Annotated in this window: 17 protein-coding genes; 6 read left to right on the plus strand and 11 right to left on the minus strand. The window is 70.0% G+C overall.

The genetic code is table 11. The annotated features are described in order from the left end of the window. Positions 1–4: 4 nt before the first annotated feature. Positions 5–739, minus strand: coding sequence for an enoyl-CoA hydratase (locus G6N64_RS29435; protein ID WP_163801271.1), 735 nt, complete (start codon positions 737–739; stop codon positions 5–7). A 30-nt stretch (positions 740–769) separates the two neighbouring features. On the opposite strand from G6N64_RS29435, the gene G6N64_RS29440 reads away from it, so the two are divergent. Further along, entirely contained in the window at positions 770–2,251 is a 1,482-nt protein-coding gene (locus tag G6N64_RS29440; RefSeq protein ID WP_163801272.1) for a carboxyl transferase domain-containing protein, read from the plus strand. On the opposite strand, the gene G6N64_RS29445 is transcribed toward G6N64_RS29440, so the two are convergent. Then, positions 2,248–2,886, minus strand: coding sequence for an NUDIX hydrolase (locus G6N64_RS29445; protein ID WP_163801273.1), 639 nt, complete (start codon positions 2,884–2,886; stop codon positions 2,248–2,250). The genes G6N64_RS29440 and G6N64_RS29445 overlap by 4 nt on opposite strands. Positions 2,887–2,957: 71 nt before the next feature. Between G6N64_RS29445 and G6N64_RS29450 the strand changes: the two genes are divergently transcribed. Both G6N64_RS29450 and G6N64_RS29455 read left to right on the plus strand, forming a co-directional pair. Beyond that, complete coding sequence (locus G6N64_RS29450; protein WP_163801274.1) at positions 2,958–4,388, plus strand: ADP-ribosylglycohydrolase family protein; 1,431 nt, start codon at positions 2,958–2,960, stop codon at positions 4,386–4,388. A gap of 37 nt (positions 4,389–4,425) precedes the next feature. Continuing rightward, the gene (locus tag G6N64_RS29455; protein WP_163801275.1) at positions 4,426–5,118 is read left to right on the plus strand and encodes a hypothetical protein; all 693 of its coding nucleotides are present in this window, start codon (positions 4,426–4,428) and stop codon (positions 5,116–5,118) included. Here G6N64_RS29455 and G6N64_RS29460 read toward each other — a convergent pair. Further along, on the minus strand, positions 5,115–5,558 hold the full coding sequence (locus G6N64_RS29460; RefSeq protein WP_163801276.1) for an SRPBCC family protein: 444 nt from the start codon (positions 5,556–5,558) through the stop codon (positions 5,115–5,117). The two genes, G6N64_RS29455 and G6N64_RS29460, sit on opposite strands and share 4 nt — an antisense overlap. A gap of 324 nt (positions 5,559–5,882) precedes the next feature. Here G6N64_RS29460 and G6N64_RS29465 point away from each other — a divergent pair, with 324 nt between their 5' ends. After that, positions 5,883–7,610 (plus strand): HNH endonuclease signature motif containing protein, encoded by a 1,728-nt coding sequence (locus G6N64_RS29465; protein ID WP_163801277.1) that lies wholly within the window; start codon positions 5,883–5,885, stop codon positions 7,608–7,610. Positions 7,611–7,616: 6 nt separating this feature from the next. Here G6N64_RS29465 and G6N64_RS29470 read toward each other — a convergent pair whose 3' ends face one another. Continuing rightward, positions 7,617–8,168, minus strand: a complete 552-nt coding sequence (locus tag G6N64_RS29470) for a TetR/AcrR family transcriptional regulator (RefSeq protein ID WP_163802207.1) — start codon at positions 8,166–8,168, stop codon at positions 7,617–7,619. 94 nt (positions 8,169–8,262) lie between these two features. Between G6N64_RS29470 and G6N64_RS29475 the strand changes: the two genes are divergently transcribed. Further along, positions 8,263–9,408, plus strand: coding sequence for an FAD-dependent oxidoreductase (locus G6N64_RS29475; RefSeq protein WP_163801278.1), 1,146 nt, complete (start codon positions 8,263–8,265; stop codon positions 9,406–9,408). A 24-nt stretch (positions 9,409–9,432) separates the two neighbouring features. Further along, the gene (locus tag G6N64_RS29480) at positions 9,433–10,815 is read left to right on the plus strand and encodes an NAD(P)-binding protein (RefSeq protein WP_163801279.1); all 1,383 of its coding nucleotides are present in this window, start codon (positions 9,433–9,435) and stop codon (positions 10,813–10,815) included. On the opposite strand, the gene G6N64_RS29485 is transcribed toward G6N64_RS29480, so the two are convergent. From G6N64_RS29485 to G6N64_RS29515, 7 genes are all read right to left on the minus strand, one after another. After that, the gene (locus G6N64_RS29485; protein WP_163801280.1) at positions 10,804–12,429 is read right to left on the minus strand and encodes an AMP-binding protein; all 1,626 of its coding nucleotides are present in this window, start codon (positions 12,427–12,429) and stop codon (positions 10,804–10,806) included. The two genes, G6N64_RS29480 and G6N64_RS29485, sit on opposite strands and share 12 nt — an antisense overlap. Next, on the minus strand, positions 12,426–14,123 hold the full coding sequence (locus tag G6N64_RS29490) for an AMP-binding protein (protein WP_163801281.1): 1,698 nt from the start codon (positions 14,121–14,123) through the stop codon (positions 12,426–12,428). Before G6N64_RS29490 ends, G6N64_RS29485 begins: the two co-directional genes overlap by 4 nt. A 70-nt stretch (positions 14,124–14,193) precedes the next feature. Further along, complete coding sequence (locus tag G6N64_RS29495; protein ID WP_163801282.1) at positions 14,194–15,648, minus strand: purine-cytosine permease family protein; 1,455 nt, start codon at positions 15,646–15,648, stop codon at positions 14,194–14,196. Continuing rightward, a complete protein-coding gene (locus G6N64_RS29500; protein WP_163801283.1) occupies positions 15,641–16,477 on the minus strand; it encodes a nitrilase-related carbon-nitrogen hydrolase in 837 nt (278 codons plus the stop codon). The genes G6N64_RS29495 and G6N64_RS29500 overlap by 8 nt, the downstream gene beginning before the upstream one ends. After that, positions 16,474–17,832 (minus strand): histidinol dehydrogenase, encoded by a 1,359-nt coding sequence (gene hisD / locus G6N64_RS29505; RefSeq protein WP_163801284.1) that lies wholly within the window; start codon positions 17,830–17,832, stop codon positions 16,474–16,476. Before hisD ends, G6N64_RS29500 begins: the two co-directional genes overlap by 4 nt. Positions 17,833–17,902: 70 nt before the next feature. Then, a complete protein-coding gene (locus tag G6N64_RS29510; RefSeq protein ID WP_163801285.1) occupies positions 17,903–18,862 on the minus strand; it encodes a LysR family transcriptional regulator in 960 nt (319 codons plus the stop codon). A gap of 137 nt (positions 18,863–18,999) precedes the next feature. Then, positions 19,000–19,338: a hypothetical protein gene (locus tag G6N64_RS29515; protein WP_163801286.1), complete on the minus strand. Its 339-nt coding sequence runs from the start codon at positions 19,336–19,338 to the stop codon at positions 19,000–19,002. Between the last annotated feature and the right edge of the window lie 99 nt (positions 19,339–19,437).

The raw sequence follows: 19,437 nt of genomic DNA on the forward strand, positions 1-19,437 counted from the left end.
ATGTCTAGGCGCCCGTGAAGTTCGGCGGCCGCTTCTCGATGCGGGCGACCTGCGCCTCGATGATGTCGCTGCTGGCCCACGCCCGGTCGAACAGTTCCTGGTGGGCAGGCCACGCGTCCTCGTAGGCGCCGTCGTCGTTGAGCACGCGCTTGGCGTGCTGCAGCGCCAGCGGCGCGAACCCGGCGATCTCCTGGGCCCACGCCTGCGCGTCGGCGAGGGTCCCGATGCGGTTGGCCATCCCGGTCGCGAGGGCGTCGTCGGCGGTGAGGCGCTCGGCGGCCATCAGCATGCCGCGGGCGCGGCCCGCGCCGACCAGCGACGCCAACCGGCGAATGCTCCAGTTGTCCAGCGCGATGCCGTATTTGGCGACGGGGAACTGGAAGTAGGCCTCCGGGGCGACGACGCGGAGGTCGCAGATCATCGAGAGGATGACGCCGGCGCCGATGGCCGGGCCGTTGATCGCCCCGATGACGGGAACGGGGGCCTGGTCGATCGCGATGTTGAGGGCCTTCGCCTTCTCCGGGAGCTCGTCGGCGACGCCCTGCCCGCCGGAGAGATCGGCACCCGAACTGAACACGTGGCCGCCGCCGGTGAGGACGATCGCCCGTACGTCCTCGGTGGCCGCCTTCTCGATCGCATCTCGCAGTCCGTCGACCAGTTCGCTGTTGAGCGCGTTGCGTCGTTCGGGGCGCTGCATCTCCAGGGTCAACACGGCGCCGTCGCGGGTCACACCAATCATGGCGACCAGACTATAGATAGCCTCGTCGAGGTGAGCCGCATAGCCGCCGAGGCGCTTCGCGATGCCGTGCTGGACGCCGGTTCGTTCCGCAGCTGGGACGCCACGCCGCTGACGGTTCCCACCAGCGACGCGTACCGGCGAGAGCGGGACGAGGCAGCGGCGGCGACCGGACTCGACGAGTCGGTCCTGACCGGCGAGGGCACCGTGCACGGCCGCCGCGTCGCCGTCGTCGCGTGCGAGTTCGACTTCCTGGCCGGGTCGATCGGCGTCGCGGCCGCCGAGCGCATCACCGCGGCGATCGAGCGTGCCACCGCCGAGGGGTTGCCGCTGGTGGCGTCCCCCTCGTCCGGCGGCACCCGCATGCAGGAGGGGACCGTCGCCTTCCTGCAGATGGTGAAGATCACCGCCGCCGTCGAGCTGCACAAGCAGGCGCACCTGCCCTACCTGGTCTATCTGCGGCACCCGACGACCGGCGGCGTCTTCGCGTCCTGGGGGTCGCTCGGGCACGTGACGGTCGCCGAGCCGGGCGCGTTGATCGGCTTCCTCGGACCCCGGGTGTACGAACACCTCTACGGCGAGCCCTTCCCGACCGGCGTGCAGACCGCGGAGAACCTGAACCGGCACGGCGTCATCGACGGCGTCGTCCCGCTCGAGCTGCTGCGCTCGACGCTGCACCGGGCCCTCGTCGTTCTCTCCGACGAGCCGGGCCCACTGCCGGAGGCACCCGCTCGCGAGACCGTGCCGGACGTCCCCGCGTGGGACTCCGTCGAGGCGTCGCGGCGGCCGGACCGACCGGGAGTGCGGTACCTGCTGGAGCACGGGACGACGGAGCGGGTGCTGCTCTCGGGTACCGGTGGTCAGGGCGAGGCGGCGACGACACTGCTGGCACTGGCGCGCTTCGGCGGTCAGCCGGCGGTCGTCGTCGGCCAGCAGCGTGGCCGGGGCGGCGGGCTGGTCGGCCCGCGCGCGCTGCGTGAGGCGCGCCGCGGGATGGGTCTGGCAGCGAGCCTGCGCCTACCGCTGGTCCTGGTGATCGACACCGTCGGGCCTGCGCTGTCGACCGAAGCCGAGGAGGGCGGCCTGGCCGGCGAGATCGCTTTGTGTCTGGCCGAATTGGTCACGCTCGACACGCCCACCGTGTCGGTGCTGCTGGGTCAGGGCAGCGGCGGTCCGGCGCTGGCCATGGTCCCCGCGGACAGGGTGCTCGCGGCGCTGCACGGGTGGCTCGCCCCGCTCCCGCCGGAGGGTGCGAGCGCCATCGTCTACCGCGACGTCGATCACGCCCCGGAACTCGCCGAAGCACAGGGCATCCGGTCGGCCGATCTGCTGCGCAACGGGATCGTCGACGTGATCGTCGGCGAGCACGTCGACGCCGCCGACACTCCCCTGGACTTCGTCGGCCGACTGTCGGCGACGGTGGCCCACGAGTTGAGCGCCCTGCGGTCCGTGCCGTCGGATCGGCGGTACACCGAAAGGCTCGCGCGATACCGGCGGATGGGTGTGCCCTCCTAGGTCCGCCGGAACATCTCGGCCGGCCGACCGCGGCCGCCCTCGGCCGCCTCTCCGGTCGATTCGATCAGCTCCCGTCGCAGCATCCCGCGCGCGAAGGCGTCCCGGAGAATCCGCCGGCCCGACACCGCCTCGTGGGCGTGCCGAAGCTCGCTGAGGGTGAAGGTGTCACCGAGAAGCCCGTCGGGGTCCGCCTTCTCGCGGTAGCGCTCGCGGAGGTCGTCGACGGCGAGGCCGATGATGTCGGCGTGGTCCCACGGCAGCCGACCGGGTCGGTCGACCGGCGTCAGTCGCGTGCGGTCGCGGAACGCGCCCTCGAGGTGTTCCGGCCGCACGACCGCGACGTGCGCCACCGACAGCACCCATCCCCGGTCGTCGCGGCCCGGGGCGTCGAACACGTGTAACTGCCTGGGCGCCAACCCCTCGACGCCGGCCTTGTCCAGCAGCGCGCGACGCACTGCGTCGGCGAGCGTCTCCCCCTCGTGCAGAAAGGTCCCCGGTAGCGCCCACCCGGGAGACTCGGCGCGCCGCACCTCGAGCACCAGCAGCGACCGGCCCGACGCGTCCAGGGTGAGGACCGCGGCGTCGACGGCCACGCTGGGACGCGGGTACCGCTCGAGCGCCCTGCGTTCGGCCATGCCGTCGTCCCCCTGGTGTAGGTTACCTTTATCGCACTTTAGCGCAAAATTGTCCTGGGGAGGAGCCGGCCATGAAACCGACTACTGCACAACTTGATCGGGCGGTCGGCGTCCTGCTCGCGACCGCGACTGGGGACGCGCTCGGGGCGCCGTACGAGTTCCAGCCGCCTCGCGGCCCCGAACTCGACGTCGCGATGGTGGGCGGCGGGGCCTTCGGCTGGAAGCCCGGCGAGTGGACCGACGACACCTCGATGGCCATCGCCATCGCCGAGGTCGCCGCGACGGAAGCGGACCTGCGTGACGAGTCGGCCCAGACCGCCATCGTCGCGCGCTGGTACGACTGGTCGCGTACGGCGACCGACGTCGGCAACCAGACGCGCAGCGTCCTCGACGAGACGGGCCGGCGCGGCGTCACGGCGGCCAACGCGCTCGCGGTCTCGCGGGAACTGCACGACCGGACCGGCCACACCGCGGGCAACGGGTCGCTGATGCGGACCGCACCCGTCGCCCTCGCGTACCTCGACGACGAGGAGGGGTTGGCGCACGCCGCCCGCGCGATCAGCGAGCTGACGCACGCCGATCCCGACGCCCTCGATGCCTGCGTGCTGTGGTGCCTGGCCATCCGGCATGCGGTGCTCACCGGAGAACTCGACGTCCGCATCGGCATGGATCGCCTGCCGGCCGATCGTCGCGCGCTGTGGACGTCGCGCCTGGACGTCGCGGAGAGTTCGGCGCCGTCGTCGTTCCGGAACAACGGCTGGGTCGTCGAGGCGTTGCAGGCAGCCTGGTCGGCGATCGTGAATACTGCGGTGCCGGTGAATGATCCGGAGTCCGGGACGTTCGCCGCCGACCATCTCCGCCTGGCGCTGGACGCTGCCGTGCGGTCGGGCAACGACACCGACACCGTCGCAGCCATCGCCGGTGGCCTGCTGGGGGCGCGGTGGGGCGCCTCCGCAGTGCCCGGGACGTGGCGCAGGATGCTGAGGGGGTGGCCCGGGCTGCGCGCCCGGGACCTGGTGCGGCTGGCGACGCGGACCGTGGGTGCGGAACGCGACTTTCCCGGTCCGACGGCCGACGTCGTCGTCGTGCGTCACCCGTACGACGACGGCGTGTGGTTGGGCAACGCCGCCGCCCTGCTTCGGCCGCCGCCCGGGGTCGACGCGATCGTCTCGCTGTGCCGGGTGCACGACGACGACCTGCCCGCGGGCGTCGAGCAGGTCGACGTCCGTCTGATCGACCAGCCCGACCGGGAGGCCAACCCGCACCTCGACTTCGTGCTGCTCGACGCCGTGCGGCTGGTCGAGGAACTGCGGGCTCAGGGCCGGACTGTCCTGGTGCACTGCTACGAGGCGTACAGCCGCACCCCGACCGTCGGCGCGCTCTACGGCAGCCGACACCGCGCGGTCAGCGGCGGTGCGGCGCTGGCCGACGTCCTCGCCACGCTGCCCCACGCCGATCCCAACGTCGCGTTCCGAGCGGCGATCGACCGGCTGAAGCCGTGACTCCCGGGCCCTTCGGACGGGTGGCATCCTGGGAGCGGTGGATGCCCTGCTGAACTTCGCCGGCAACTTCTGGTGGCTGATCTTCCCGCTCGGTGGCGTGATCGGCGGCGGCGTTCGGGCCGTCAGCGCAGCCAACGAGCGCCGCGCGGAACGACGGCTCGAGCGCTACCGGATAAAGCAGGAGACGAAGGTCGCGGTCGCCGAGGCGTCGGGACGCGGACGGGTCGACGCCGCCGCCGCGCGACGGGAGGTCACGCGACTGGTGGCGAAGCACGCGGAGACCGATCAGCGGTGGCTCGACTACGAGGTGGACGTCGCCAAGCTGCTCGACTTCCCGCTGATGACCGACATGCGGGACCCGCTGACGGCCGCGTTCCACAGGGCGCGAAGTCGAGCCGATCTGCTGCGGCCCGAGAACGTCGACGACGTCGTCGGGGACCGGGACGCCCAACTCGAGTACCGCGACGCCGTGCACGACTATGCGACGGCGTTCGACGTCGCCGAGACCGAGGCGGTGCGGCGTCGCCGCAGCGACTTCTCGAGCGACGACAGGGAGCGACTCGATCGCGCGCAGGCGCTGCTGCGGGTGGCGTCGGATACCGCAGCGACGTCGCAGGAGCGACGAAACGCCTACGGACGCGCGCAACGAGAACTCGACGGGCTCATCGTGTTACCCGCCGTCACGCGGCTCGCGTTGGAGCGGAAGGTTGCCGGGGAGTTGGAGGCTTAGCGTCGGGTCAGCGCGCGCTCGGCGGTCGCGGTCACGTTCACCATGCCGATCCGCACGAGGGGGAGGAAGAGTCGAGTGAGGACGTCCGCCAGCACCGGAACCTTCAGGGTGAGAGTCGTCGTCCAGCAGACCTCGGTTCCGCCGGGGATCGCGCGGAAGGTAATCGATCCCCCGTCGTGCCGGATCGGGGGGATGCTGGACAACGCCCGATACCCGATGCAGTGCGGCCGCTCGAATCGCGTCACCACCTCGGTGACCTTCGACCCGAAACTGGCGAAGTCCCGAAGCGAGCCGACACCGTAGGGCTCGGGGCCGTCGGCCGGGTGGACGCGGGAGTAGAACATCCCTCGCACCGTGGCCCAGTTGCTTCCGTCCGCCATCCAGTCGAAGACGTCGTCGATGGGCGCCGCAACGGACCGACGCATGCTCGTCGTGTGCATAGTCCTCACCCCTTCTCTCCAAGGGTTCTACGAGCATCTCTCGTGCGAGGCGCTTCGCGCTTCTGACTTCGTCGATGGGGTGGCGTTTTGGGTGGAGGTGGCTTCCCTTTGCCCGCGCCCTTTTCTGCCCATCGCCGTCGCCCGTGCCGCGTTTCACCGGCCGCCCCTTCAACGCCCTCTCCTGCCCGCCACCGTCGCCCGGCCCTACCACCTGGGTCCGACAAACACGTTGCCCCGCAACGCACTTATGCCCAGATGCCGATCCATCCACAGGAGCCGAATCCATCCATCCACACCCGCGCCGCGGCACCTAAAATCGAAAGCATGTTCGACTCACTCGTCGCCGACACCACCCACCACCGCACCCCCGGTGGCGGAGCGGTCGCCGCCTGGGCGCGCGTCGAATCAGCCGCCAGCGCGCGCCGGCTCGCCGCGATGGCCGACCTCTTGGAAGCCCGCCGCGCCGGCGCGGACTCCGACAACCGCGAACAGTGGTACCTCGACAACTGGGCCGCCGTCGCCGCCGAAATCGGCGCCGCCCAGAACACCACCCCCGACGCCGCCGGCGCCCAACTACTGATCGCCCACGCGTTACGCACCCGCCTACCCCGCGTAGGCGAGGTGTTCGCCCAAGGTCTGCTCACCTACGCCACGGTGTCGACCATCGCCTACCGCACCTTCGCCATCACCGACCCCGCCGCACTCGCCGCGGTGGACGCCGAGATCGCCGCCGCCCTACGCCTGTGGCCACCGATGTCCAAACGGAAGTTGACGGTCGCGATCGACGCCATCGTCGAAACCCACGACCCCTACGCCGTACGCCGCTCCCAGGTCACCGCCCGGTCGCGCTACCTCGACGTCGACGCCGACGGCAACGGCTGCGCCACCCTGCTCGGGGTGCTGCTGGCCACCGACGCCGCCGCCCTCGACACCCGCCTCAACGCCTTGGCCGATACGACCTGTCCCGCCGACCCGCGCACCAAGGATCAACGCCGCGCCGACGCCGTCGGCGCGCTGCTCGCCGGCACCGACCACCTCCCCTGCCTCTGCGGTGGCGAGGACTGCACCGCCACCCCACCAGTTCCGACGCCGTCGACGGTGGTCTACGTCGTCGTCAACGACGACACCCTCGACGACACCACACCCGCCGCGGCCGCTCAGGACGCCGCACTCGACGGACAAACTCCCGACACCAGCATCGACCTCATCGCCCTACGCCGAGACCGCGACGCCCACCACGCCGCGCAGAAGAAGACGGAGCAGCGTGAGACCGCCCAACAGCAGACGGAGGCGCCCGCCACGACAACGGCCACCGGCGAGACGCCCGCACCCGCCACGGGCGCTCCGAACACCGAGCCACCCGCCGAGAAGCATCCCTGGGAGCGGTCCCTGCAGGACATGCTCACCAACGACGACCCCGGCCAGCCCGCGGCCACCCGGCCCGGCCAGATCATCGGCGGGCCCTACCTGCCCGGTGCCATCACCCGCCGCGTCGCGCTCACCGCCACCATCCGCCGCATCGTCCACCCCCGCGACGCGCCGCCCGAACCGCGCTACACCCCCTCGGCCAAGCTCGCGGCGTTCGTGCGGTGCCGCGACCTCACCTGCCGCTTCCCCGGCTGCGACGTCCCCGCCACCAGCTGCGACCTCGACCACACCATCGCCCACCCCACCGGGCCCACCCAGGCGTCCAACCTCAAGGCACTATGCCGCCGACACCACCTCCTCAAGACCTTCTGGGGCGGGGCCGGCGGCTGGCGAGACCGACAACTCCCCAACGGGACAGTCGTCTGGACCGGCCCCGACCAGAGCACCTACACCACCACCCCCGGCAGCCGACTGCTCTTCCCCGCCCTCTGCACGCCCACCGCACCCCTCGACCCCGCCCTGATCAGGGCAGCCGAGGACACCCCGCCGACGTCCACCCTCCCCATGCCCAAACGCCAACACACCCGCACCCACGACCGCACCCAACGCATCCACCACGAACGCACCCTCAACGCCCCACACGTCGAACGCTGGCAACGCAAAGCCACCCTCAGGGTCCGATGACGACCGTTAGCCGGGGTCGCGCTCCATGGCGTAACGCTGCACGGTCGGACCGAGCCAGCCGATCAATTCCGCGCGGCCCATGTCGACGATCGGGGGAAGGCGCAGGACGAAGCGGCACAGCGCCATGCCAAGAATTTGAGTGGCGATCAGCCCGGCCCGGCGCGGTGCGTCGTCGGCTGCGAAACGGGTTATCGCGGGCGTCACCTGGCTGGCGAAGATATCCGTCATCCGTTGTGCGGCATCGGCGTTCGTCGTGGCCGACCGAAGCAGCATCACCAGCGCCTCGTCACCCTCCCACCGGTCGAGGAAGTGGGACACCATCGCGTTTCCGACGTCCGACCGGGCAACGTGGGACAGGTCTGGGAAGCGGAGGTCGAACGTGGCGGCGGCGGCGAACAACTGCTCCTTGCTGCCGAAGTACCGCATCACCATCGACGGGTCGATGCCGGCATCCGCCGCAATCGCGCGAATCGTCGCTCCTTCGTAACCGGACTCGGCGAAGCGTTCCCGCGCCGCCGCCAGGATCACCGCCTTGGTGTCGTCACCCTTCCGTCCCATGCCGCCGAGCATATGCCAACAGCTGTTGACTTTTTTGGCCGACGCGCGCACGCTGAATAAGTCAACAAGCGTTGGCAAATGACAGGAGGCCACCATGAACGACACTGACGTCCTCATCGTGGGAGCCGGCCCGACCGGCCTCACCCTGGCCGCATCGCTGCTACACGACGGCGTGCGGGTCACGCTGATCGACCGTCGGGCCGAGGGTGCCACCACCTCTCGCGCCGCCGCGGTCAACGCCCGGACACTCGAGGTGCTCGGCCGCATCGACGTGACCCGCCGCCTGATCAAGGAAGGCATCACGGCACCGCGCTTCACGATCCGCGACGGCGCCGCCGTGCTCGTGCCCATCGACTTCAGCGGCCTCGACACGGAGCATCCCTACACACTCCTCATCCCGCAGAACGTCACCGAACGACTGCTGCTCGAGCGCGTGCGCGAACTGGGCGGCGACGTCGTCCGCGACACGACGCTGCTGTCGTTCGAGGAAGGCCGCGACGGAATCACCGCCACCTTCGACGGCTGGGACGCCATCCGTGCCGCCTACCTCGTCGGCGCAGATGGCATGCACAGCACCGTCCGCGAGCAGGCCGGCATCGGATTCGAGGGATCCTCCTACGAGCACGCGTTCGTGCTCGCCGATGCGGTCCTCCACGGCGACGAACCGAGCGACACCCCCACCGACGAAGTCCGGCTCTTCTGGGCGAGCGAAGGGCTCACCGTCGTGGCTCCCCTGCCCGACGGAACCTTCCGCATCGTGGCACCCATCGACGACGCACCAGAACACCCGACCACACGGTTCGTCCAGGGACTGCTCGATGCCCGCGGCGCCGGCGGGGTGACCGTCACCGACGTCACCTGGGGATCGCGCTTCCGCGTGCACCACCGCGTCGCCGACACCTACCGCAAGGGCCGGATACTGCTCGCCGGCGATGCCGCCCACGTCCACAGCCCGGCCGGCGGGCAGGGCATGAATCTCGGCATCCAGGACGCGGTCGCGCTCGGCGACGCGCTCACGCGGGTACTCCGCGGCGGTCCGGAGGCACTGCTCGACGAGTACGCCGACGCCCGACGCCCGATCGCCCAGCAGGTGATCGAACTGACCGACAGGCTCACCCGCCTCGCCACGCTGCCACGTCCGCTTCGGCCCATCCGCAACGTGCTGCTCGGCATCCTCGGTCGCATCCCCGCCGCACGGAACGGCCTCGCCGCGCGCCTGTCGGGTCTCGTCTACCGCTGAATCGCCTACTGGCAAACTGTGCCGATGCAGACGATCGAGGCCGACTACGTCGTCGTGGGAGCCGGCGCGATGGGCATGGCGTTCGCCGACACGATCATCACCGAGACCGACGCGACCGTGATCATCGTCGACCGCAACGACCAGCCCGGCGGGCACTGGCTCAGCGCCTACCCGTACGTCCGGCTGCACCAACCGTCCGCGTACTACGGCGTCAACTCGCGCACCCTGGGCACCGACTCGATCGACGCCAGCGGGTGGAACGAGGGCTTCTACGAACTCGCCGGCGGCAGCGAGGTCGTCTCCTATTACGACACCGTCATGCGCCAGCACCTGCTGCCCAGCGGCCGGGTCCGCTACCTCCCGATGAGCGAGTTCACCGGAACCGACGGCGACCGCACCGGCGTGGTCCGCACCCTCGGCGGCGAGGACATCAGGGTCACGGCCGCCACGCGGATCGTCGACGCCACCTACCTCAGCGTGATCGTCCCCTCGATGAGGCCGCCCGCCTACTCGATCGCCGACGGCGTCGAGTGCATCCCTCCGAACGGCCTCCCCAGGCAACCCGTCCACGATGAATACGTCATCGTCGGTGCCGGCAAGACGTCGATGGACACCTGCCTGTGGCTGCTCCGCCACGGCATCGGCTCCGACCGCATCACCTGGATCAAGCCCCGCGACTCCTGGCTGCTCGACCGCGCCGCCGTGCAACCGGGCATGCAGTTCGCCCGCCGCGTCCTCGCCGACTTCTCCGCGCAGTCCCGCGCCATCAAGAAGGCCACCTCCGTCGACGACCTCTACCACCAGCTCGAGGCCTTCGGCTGCCTGTTGCGCATCGACCAGGACGTCGAGCCGACGATGTACCGCTGCGCCATCGTGTCGCAGCACGAACTCGAGAAGCTCCGCACGATCACGAACGTCGTCCGAAAGGGCTACGTCGAGTCGATCGAACCCGGCCGCGTCACGCTCACCCACGGCACCATCGACACCGCACCCGACACGCTGTACCTCGACTGCACCGGCGACGGCATCGGCCAGCGCGACCCCGTCCCCGTCTTCTCCCCCGGCGCAATCACCCTGCAGTCGGTGCGCACGTGCCAGCCCGCGTTCAGCGCCGCGGTCATCGCGCGCGTCGAGACGATGCACGCCGACGACGACACCAAGAACCACTACTGCCAACCGGTCCCGCATCCCACCAAGCCGATCGACTGGCTCACGATGACCGTGGCGTTCAACCACAATCAGCTCGTCTGGTTCACCGACCCCGACCTCATGCAGTGGTTGAACCGCGCCCGCCTCAACGCCGTCAGCCACATGCAGACCGACGACGCGGAGGCCGAGAAGGGTGCCGCCATGATCGCCCCGCGTCTACGGACCGCCAACGACAAGCTGACCGAGCTACTCGCCTGACAGCCCGAGGATCTCGACGCTGCGCTCGCGCATCTCGACCTTGCGCACCTTGCCGGTGACCGTCATCGGGAACTCGTCGACGACGTGGACGTACCGCGGGATCTTGTAGTGCGCCAGACGCTCCCGCGCGAAGTCGCGCACCGCGTCGACGTCCAACGCGGTGCGGCCGGGCCGCATCCGGATCCAGGCGCAGATCTCCTCGCCGTACTTCGCGTCCGGCACCCCGATCACCTGGGCGTCCTCGACGTCGGGATGGGTGTAGAGGAACTCCTCGATCTCGCGCGGGTAGACGTTCTCGCCGCCGCGTATCACCATGTCCTTGATCCGGCCGACGACGTTGCAGTAGCCGTCGTCACGCATGACGGCGAGGTCGCCGGTGTGCATCCACCCGTCGGGATCAATTGCCGCGGAGGTCTTCTCAGGGTCTTCCCAGTATCCCAGCATCACCGAGTAGCCGCGGGTGCAGAACTCGCCGGGTTCGCCACGGGGCACGGTCTCACCGGTCTCGGGGTCGACGACCTTGATCTCGACGTGCGGGTGCGCCCGCCCGATCGACGACGTCCGGCGCTCGAGGTCGTCGGTCATGCGGGTCTGGCACGACACCGGCGACGTCTCGGTCATGCCGTAGGCGATCGCCACCTCCGACATGTGCATGTCCTCGACACAGTGCTTCATCACCTCGACCGGGCACACCGCGCCGGCCATGATGCCCGTCCGCAGCGACGACAGGTCTCGCTCGGCGAACTCCGGATGCGACTGCATCGCAATGAACATGGTCGGCACGCCGTAGACGCCGGTACACCGCTCCGCCTCCACCGCGGCGAGCGTCGACCCCGGATCGAAGCCCGGCGCGGGGATCACCATCGTGGTGCCGTGGCTGGTGCAGCCCAGGTTGCCCATCACCATGCCGAAGCAGTGGTAGAACGGCACCGGGATGCACAGCCGGTCGTCGGGACCCAGCCCGATCAGCTCGGTGGTGAAGTACCCGTTGTTGAGGATGTTGCGGTGCGAGAGCGTCGCACCCTTCGGGAATCCCGTCGTCCCCGACGTGTACTGGATGTTGATCGGGTCGGTGTTGGCGAGGCTCGCCATCCGCGCGGCAAGGTCGTCCGGCGACACCTCGGATGCGCCGTCGCGCAGCCGATCCCAGTCGTCGGTTCCGAGGAACACCACGTCGGTCAGTGCCGGAGCCGACTCGCGCACCTCGGCGACCATCGCCACGTAGTCCGACGACTTGAAGGACGTCGCTGCGATCAGCATGCGCGTGCCGGACTGGTTCAGCACATACGCCAGCTCGTGCGTGCGGTAGGCCGGGTTGACGTTGACGAGGATGGCGCCGATCTTCGCCAGCGCGTACTGCGAGATCGTCCACTCGGCGCGGTTCGGCGCCCACAGACCGACGCGATCGCCCGTCGCGATGCCGCATGCCATCAAACCACGTGCCACCACGTCGATCTCGGCGTTCAACTCGGCGTACGTGTACCGCAGGCCCTGCGCGACGTCGACGAGCGCGTCGACGTCCGGATGTTCCGCGGCGATCCTCGAGAGGTTCGCGCCGATCGTCTCCTCGAGGATAGGCACGTCGGTCGGGCCGGCGTCATATGAGTCGGTCACAACAGGTCCTCGTAACGGTGCTCGGTGTCGATCGGCGTACCCGACCGATGCGCCTCATCCTCCCGCGTCCGGAGTTCGACGCGACGGATCTTGCCTGAAATCGTCTTGGGCAGTTCGAAGAACTCGACGCGACGCACCTTGAGGTACGGCGCGAGGTGGTCACGCGCGTACGCCATGATCTCCTTGGCGGTGCCGGCGTCGGCGGTCCACCCCTCGGCCAGGGCGACGTACGCCTTGGGCACCGACAACCGCGTCTCGTCCGGCTGTGGCACCACCGCGGCCTCCACCACCGCGGGATGCTCGATCAGCACGCTCTCCAACTCGAACGGCGACACCTTGTAGTCCGACGACTTGAACACGTCGTCGGTGCGGCCGATGTAGGTGATGTAGCCGTCCGCGTCCCGGCTCGCCACGTCACCGGTGTGGTAGTACCCGTTCGCCATCACGTGCGCGTTGCGTTCCGGATCGCCGAGGTATCCCGTCATCAGATTGACCGGCGCCGCAGCGAGATCCAGGCAGATCTCCCCCTCGTCGGCGAGGTCACCGCTGACGGGGTCGACGAGGACCACGGGGACGCCCGGCATCGGCCGGCCCATCGACCCCGCCTTCACGGGCTGGCCCGGTGTGTTGCCCACCTGCAGGGTCGTCTCGGTCTGGCCGAACCCGTCGCGGATCGTCAGCCCCCACGCCTTCTCCACCCGGGTGATCACGTCGGGGTTCAACGGCTCCCCCGCGCCGAGGATCTCGCGCAGGGCCTCGGGCCGCTCACCCAGGTCGGCCTGAATGAGCATGCGCCACACCGTCGGTGGCGCGCAGAACGTCGTGACCCCGGTCCGGCGGAGTTGGCCGAGCAGGTCGGCGGCGGAGAACCGCGCGTAGTCGAACACGAAGATGGTCGCCTCGGCGATCCACGGCGCGAAGAAACAGCTCCACGCGTGCTTGGCCCACCCCGGCGAGCTGATCGCCAGGTGTACGTCGCCGGGCCGCGCGCCGATCCACGCCATGGTCGACAGATGCCCGACCGGATAGGACACCTGCGAGTGCTCGACCAGTTTGGGCCGGCTCGTCGTCCCGGACGTGAAGTAGACCAGCAGCGGATCGTCGACGGAGGTGCACGCGGCGAACGGACCGGCCGACTCCACCTCGGCGGCAGCTGCGTAGGCGTGCCACCCGGCGACGGGCGCGCCGACGACGATCCGGACGTAGTCGCCGGGGACGTCGTCGAACTTGGCGGTGTCAGCGGCATTCGCGATGACGTAACCGGCGTCGCCGCGTGAGATCCGGTCGGTCAGGTCGGCGGGCCCGAGCGCACCCGTCGTCGGCATGATGACCGCGCCGAGCTTGGCTACCGCGAGCATCGCCTCCCACAGCTCGACCTGATTGCCGAGCATCAGGATGACGCGGTCGCCCTTGCCGACGCCGAGGCCGGCCAGCCACGTCGCCACCTGGTCGGACCGCTCCGCCATCTCGGCGAACGTCACCTTCCGCTCGGTGCCGTCCTGCGCGACGATCCACAGCGCGAGCCGGTCGGCCGACCCCGGGTCGCGCGCGACGACGTCGAACCAGTCGGTCGCCCAGTTGAAGGTGCCCTCGATCATCGGCCAGGCGAAGGTCTCCACGGCCGCGTCGTAGTCGCCGATCACGGCCACCAGGTGATCGCGGGCAGCACGATAGCGATCGGTGTTGGTCGTCATGGGGACCAGTCTGCCAACCCGCCGGGAGCCTGCTGTGAGTTCGGCAGGATCGGCGGGGACCCGGTCTCCCCTAGGTTTCTACCGGCGCGACGCGGCCGGCGAACGACACCGCCTCGACGCCGTGCTCGCGGGCGTCCGCCTCGGCCTTGGCGATCTCACCGGCGAGGTCGAGCGACCTGGCCATCAGCACGTAGGCCACCGCCGACACGACCAGGCCGACGAACAGTGCGACGTCGACGTCACCGAGGGCCGCGGCGATCGGGCCGGTGTACCAGACGGTGACGACGAACGGGATCATCGCGACGATGCCGATCGCGTAGGCGCCGAGACCCCGCCAGCCCCACGACCCGTAGACGCTGCCGGTGGGGATGAAGATCTCGCGGATGGCGTAGTGGCCGCGGCGGACGAAGTAGTAGTCGACGAGGTTGACCGACGTCCACGGCACCAGCAGGTACAGCAGCACCACCAGGAAGCTGCCGAAGTTGGCGAGGAAGTCGCCCGACGAGAGCACCGCGCCCAGCAGTCCGGTGCCGGCGACCACGCTGCACGCGATCACCCGGAGTCGACGCGTCGGCTGTACGGCCTTGAACGAGTCGACCATCGTGATCAGTTCGAGCGACGCCGCGTAGACGTTGACCGTGATGACGGTGACGAGGCCGGGCAGCGCGGCGATCAGCAGCCACACGCCGGACCCGGGGACTAGGTCGTCGGCGGCGGACTTGACGGCCTCCAGCGGGGACGCGTCAGCGAACACGCCGGCCACCAGCGCGCCGAGCGCCATCAGCCACACTGCGCCAACGAACACGCCAAAGTAGGTGTACCAGAGCGCCTTTCGCGGGCTGGTCTGCGGCGGCAGGTAGCGCGAGTAGTCCGACACGTACGGTGCCCACCCCAGGGCGTAGGCCGCAGCCGCCGCGAACTGCACCAGGAACGCCGCCCACGTGAACCCGCCGAAGCCGAACTGGCCGTCGGGCACGTCGAGCAGGATCAGCGCGGCGACGGTGAACACCCCGAAGGTCGCGAGGAACAGCCACGTCAGCCAGGTCTGGAAGCGGTGGATCCAGTGATAGCCGTAGATCGCGAGCGTCAGCGCCAGCCCGGTGATGATGACGAACCAGAGGTCGCGCAGGTCGGTGCCGGTCGCGAGAGTGATGACGTCGGCGGCGAGGATCTGGTTGAAGACGTTGAAGCCGACGATGCTGAACACCACCACCGCACAGATGACCACGACGCCGCGATAGCCGAACTGCGCGCGGGACTGGATGATCTGCGGCAGCCCGAGCTGCGGGCCCTGCGCCGAGTGGAACGCGGTGAACACCGTGCCGACCGCAGCACCCAGCACGATCGCCACCAGCGACGTCAGGAACGACGCCCCGAGCGCGGCGCCGACCATGCCGGTCGCCAGCGTGGTCAAGTTCGCGTTCGACATGAACCACAGCGGGAACAGGGTCGACGGCTTCCCCCTGCGTTCGTCGAGCGGGACCCAGTCGATGGACTTCGATTCGATGGCGCGCGTCTCAGACATGTATGCCTCGCTTGACGGTCGGATGGATGGGTGACGCGAGATCGGCGTACAGCTCCGGGCGCCGGTCGGCGAAGAGGTCGTTGTGGACCCCGAGGGACTTGTCGAGGTCGAGGACGGTCGACGCGACGCCGTCGGCGTCGGCCGTGGCGCAGACCCAGCCGTCGGACGAGATGACGCACGTGGCGCCCGTCCACTCGACGTCGCGCTCGCCGCCGTGCCGGTCGGCGATGGCGGTGGGCAGGCGCGACGACCTCGCAGACGCCATGGCCTGCACGGTCTCGGGCGGATGCTCGCCCGCGGGACGCTCGACCAGCGGCCAGTTCACCGGCATCGCGAGCACCTCGGCGCCGGCGAGGGCCAGCCGTCGCGGCAACTCGGGGAACTCGCTGTCGTAGCAGATCGCGACGCCCACCCGTCCGACCGGAGTGTCGACCACCGCACCCGCTTCGTCGCCGACGTCGAACACGAGGTTCTCGGCCGCCCACAGGTGCGCCTTGCGGTAGCGGGCGAGAATGCCGTCGGCGCCGATCACCAACGCGGAGTTGAACAGTCGGTCACCGTCGACCTCGCAGAAGCCGACGACGGCCACGGTCTGGGGGCTCAGGCGACCTGCCAGTTCGAGCAGCCGCGCATCGTCGGCCCGCAGTGCCAGCGAGCGCGCCTCGTCGGCGTCGACGAAGACGTACCCGCTGGTGGCGAGTTCGGGCAGCACGATCAGGTGCGGACCGGGCTCGTCGCTCGCCAGCGCGTCCCCGATGGCGGCGAGGTTCTCTTCCAGCGCGCCGAACTCGACGGCCAGGGACACCGCCGAGACGCGCAGCCGCGTCACCGGCCCCGGTCGACGGCGGGGGTGCCGTCGAACGCCCCGGAGTGCCGCCCGATCCGCTCGATGCGGATGGTCGCGGTCGCCTCGTGGGCGGCCAGGCCCTCGAAGGCCGAGATGCGCTCGACGGCCGGTGCGAGCGCCGCCGTCGCCTCGCGCTGCGCCCGCTGATAGGTCAGCGGCTTGAGGAAGCGCGAGACTGAGAGACCTGCGTTGTAGCGGGCTGTCTTCCCCGTCGGCAGAACGTGATTGGTGCCCGCGATGCCCTTGTCGGAGTAGGCGACGGTGCTCCACGGGCCGATGAACAGCGACCCGTAGTTGCGCAGTTCCTTGAGGAAGAACTCGTCGTCGTCGGTCTGGACCTCGAGGTGTTCGGGACCGAGCACGTCGGAGATCGCCGCGGCCTGGGCGCGGTCCTGGGCGACCACCACGGAGCCGAAGTCCCGCCACGCCGCACCGGCGATCTCGCGGGTGGCCAGCGTCTCCAGTTGGCGTTCGATCGCCTCGATGACCCTGCGGCCCAACGACTCCGACGTCGTGATGAGCGCGGCCGGTGAGTTGGGGCCGTGCTCGGCCTGACCCAGCAGGTCGGCAGCCACCCACTCGGGGTCGGCGGTCTCGTCGGCCAGCACGGCGACCTCCGACGGGCCGGCCAGTAGGTCGATGCCCACCTGGCCGAACAGCTGCCGCTTCGCCTCGGTGACGAACGCGTTGCCCGCACCCACCAGCATGTCGACGGGCGCCTCGCCGAGGAGGCCGAATGCCATGGCGCCCAGTGCCTGTACGCCACCGACTGCGAAGACGCGGTCGGCACGGGACAGGTACGCGCCGTACAGCACCGCGGGGTGCGCGCCGTGCTCGCCCGACGGCGGCGTGCAGGCCACCACCGTGGGCACGCCCGCGGCCTTGGCCACGCCGACCGTCATGAACGCGCTGGCGAGCAGCGGGAACCGACCTGCGGGCAGGTACGCCCCGACACGGCTCACCGGGATGTACTGGACGCCGCCGACGACGCCCGGGGCGAGGTCGACCTCGAAGTCCGATAGGTGCGAGCGCTGCGCGGTGGCGAAGCGGTTGGTGCGTTCGTGGCCGAGTTCCAGCGCCGCCCGCACGTCTGCGGGCAGGGCGTCGCCGCTCCTGCGGAGGTCGTCGGCCGTCACCTCGAGGTCGCCGGTCCACCCGTCGAGCTCCTCGGCGTAGCCGCGGACGGCGTCAAGGCCGTTGCGCTCGATGTCGGACAGCATCTCCGACACGCGTTCGACGACCTTCGGGTCGCGCTGTGCGGGAGGGCCGTCGACGGCGGGCTTCTTCAGCCAGGTGAACGGACCGAGGGCGCGGGCTTCGTCAGCGGTGATCTGCATGTCGGCGACGCTAAACCGAATTCTGCCGCAGGACTAGATGGGCGATTCCTGCGCAAACCACAGGATGACCCTATGCCTGCGCGAAACGATCGATCAGCGGCACCGCGGGACCGCCTCCGCGCGGCGCCGTCGTGACCGGAAGGTCGCGCACGGTGTCGATCGCCAGCCGGGCGAACTCCCGCGTCGCGTTCGACAGCGGACGCCCGCGGTGCTGGGCCAGCGCGATGGTGTCGTACAGCGGTTCGGCGAACGGCGCAGTGTGCAGTCCGGCGGGGAAGGCGTCGCTGTGGACGACGGCGCCGCTGACGATGGTGTCGCCGACGTTGGCGGCCACCAGTTTCAGCGCGGACTCGACGTGCTCGATCTCGATCATCGGCTCCAGGCGCAGGCCCGCGAGCTGCGCGCGCTCGGCGAGCTGGCGCCGCGTCGGGTCCTTCCACCCGTAGTGCGCGTCGTACAGCACTAGCGTCGCCTCCGCGAAACGCTCGATGGTGACGGGCTTCTCGGTGTGGGTGGGGTCGGCGCTGACGTAGAACACCTCGTCGCGCAGCAGTGGCTGGACGGTCAGGTCCTCGTCGTCGATGGGCAGGATCAGCATGCCCGCCTCGATCTCACCGGCCTGGATGGCCGCGGCGGTCTCGGCGGAGTTCTGGCCGACCAGGCGCACGCGCACCGACGGGTAGCGCATGTGGAACGTCTGGACGAGGTGCGAGAGCAGGTAGTAGTCGGCGTTGCGGGGCACCCCGAACGTCGCGGTCCCGCCGCCGAGTGAGCCCACCGACCGCACCGCCTGGACACCGCCGTCGGCGGCGTGGACGGACTGCTGGGCGTAGGGCAGCAGTTCCTGGCCCGCGGCGGTGAGCGCGAGACGGCGGCTGCCCCGGACGAACAGCTGCGCGCCGAGTTCGTCCTCCAGTCTGCGGACGAGTTCGGATACCGACGCCTGCGCCACCTGCATGGCCTCGGCGGCAGCGGTGAACGAGCCGAGCCGCTCGGCCTCGACGAACGCCCGCAGCTGGTTGAGCGTCATGCTCCGGAGACTATGTGCTGCGCCGGGTCACCGCTGCCGAGCGTGACGTTCGGCGGGTGGCTAGGACTTCAGTGCTGAGCGGCCAGGTTCCATGTGCCCGCCTTTGCGCGACAAGTAGCGACATTCGCGTCCGGGCGTCACTCGAAGAGCCAATCCGGGGCGGTGGACGAGTCCTGCGGACGGTGCGGAAGTGCTCGTTCACGCAGTTCTGCCACCCGACGATCGATCCGCCATTCGGTTGCCCTCGGCAGATAGCCGGGCCCATAGATCGTCCGCCCACGCTTGTAGACCCGTCCCAGGCGGACCTCCCAGCGCAGCGCGTCGGAGACGGCCTTCGAAGGGCGCCCCGATACACCGAAGCCGAGGTGCTCGAGGACCACGACCAGTTCGGCGACGGTGCGGTCACCGTGTCGGGCCAGATGGTTGGTCAGGACGTAGCGCAGTTCGATGCCGCGTAACAGCAGTGATTCGGCCATGTCCCGAGCGTCACGTGCCACACCGACGGCCCACGTCTCGGATGCCCCGGCGGCAGGTTCCCTGTGCGCAGCCGGCCAACTGGGGACACAACGATTGTC

The organism is Mycolicibacterium sediminis (assembly GCF_010731735.1).
GTDB lineage: Bacteria > Actinomycetota > Actinomycetes > Mycobacteriales > Mycobacteriaceae > Mycobacterium > Mycobacterium sediminis.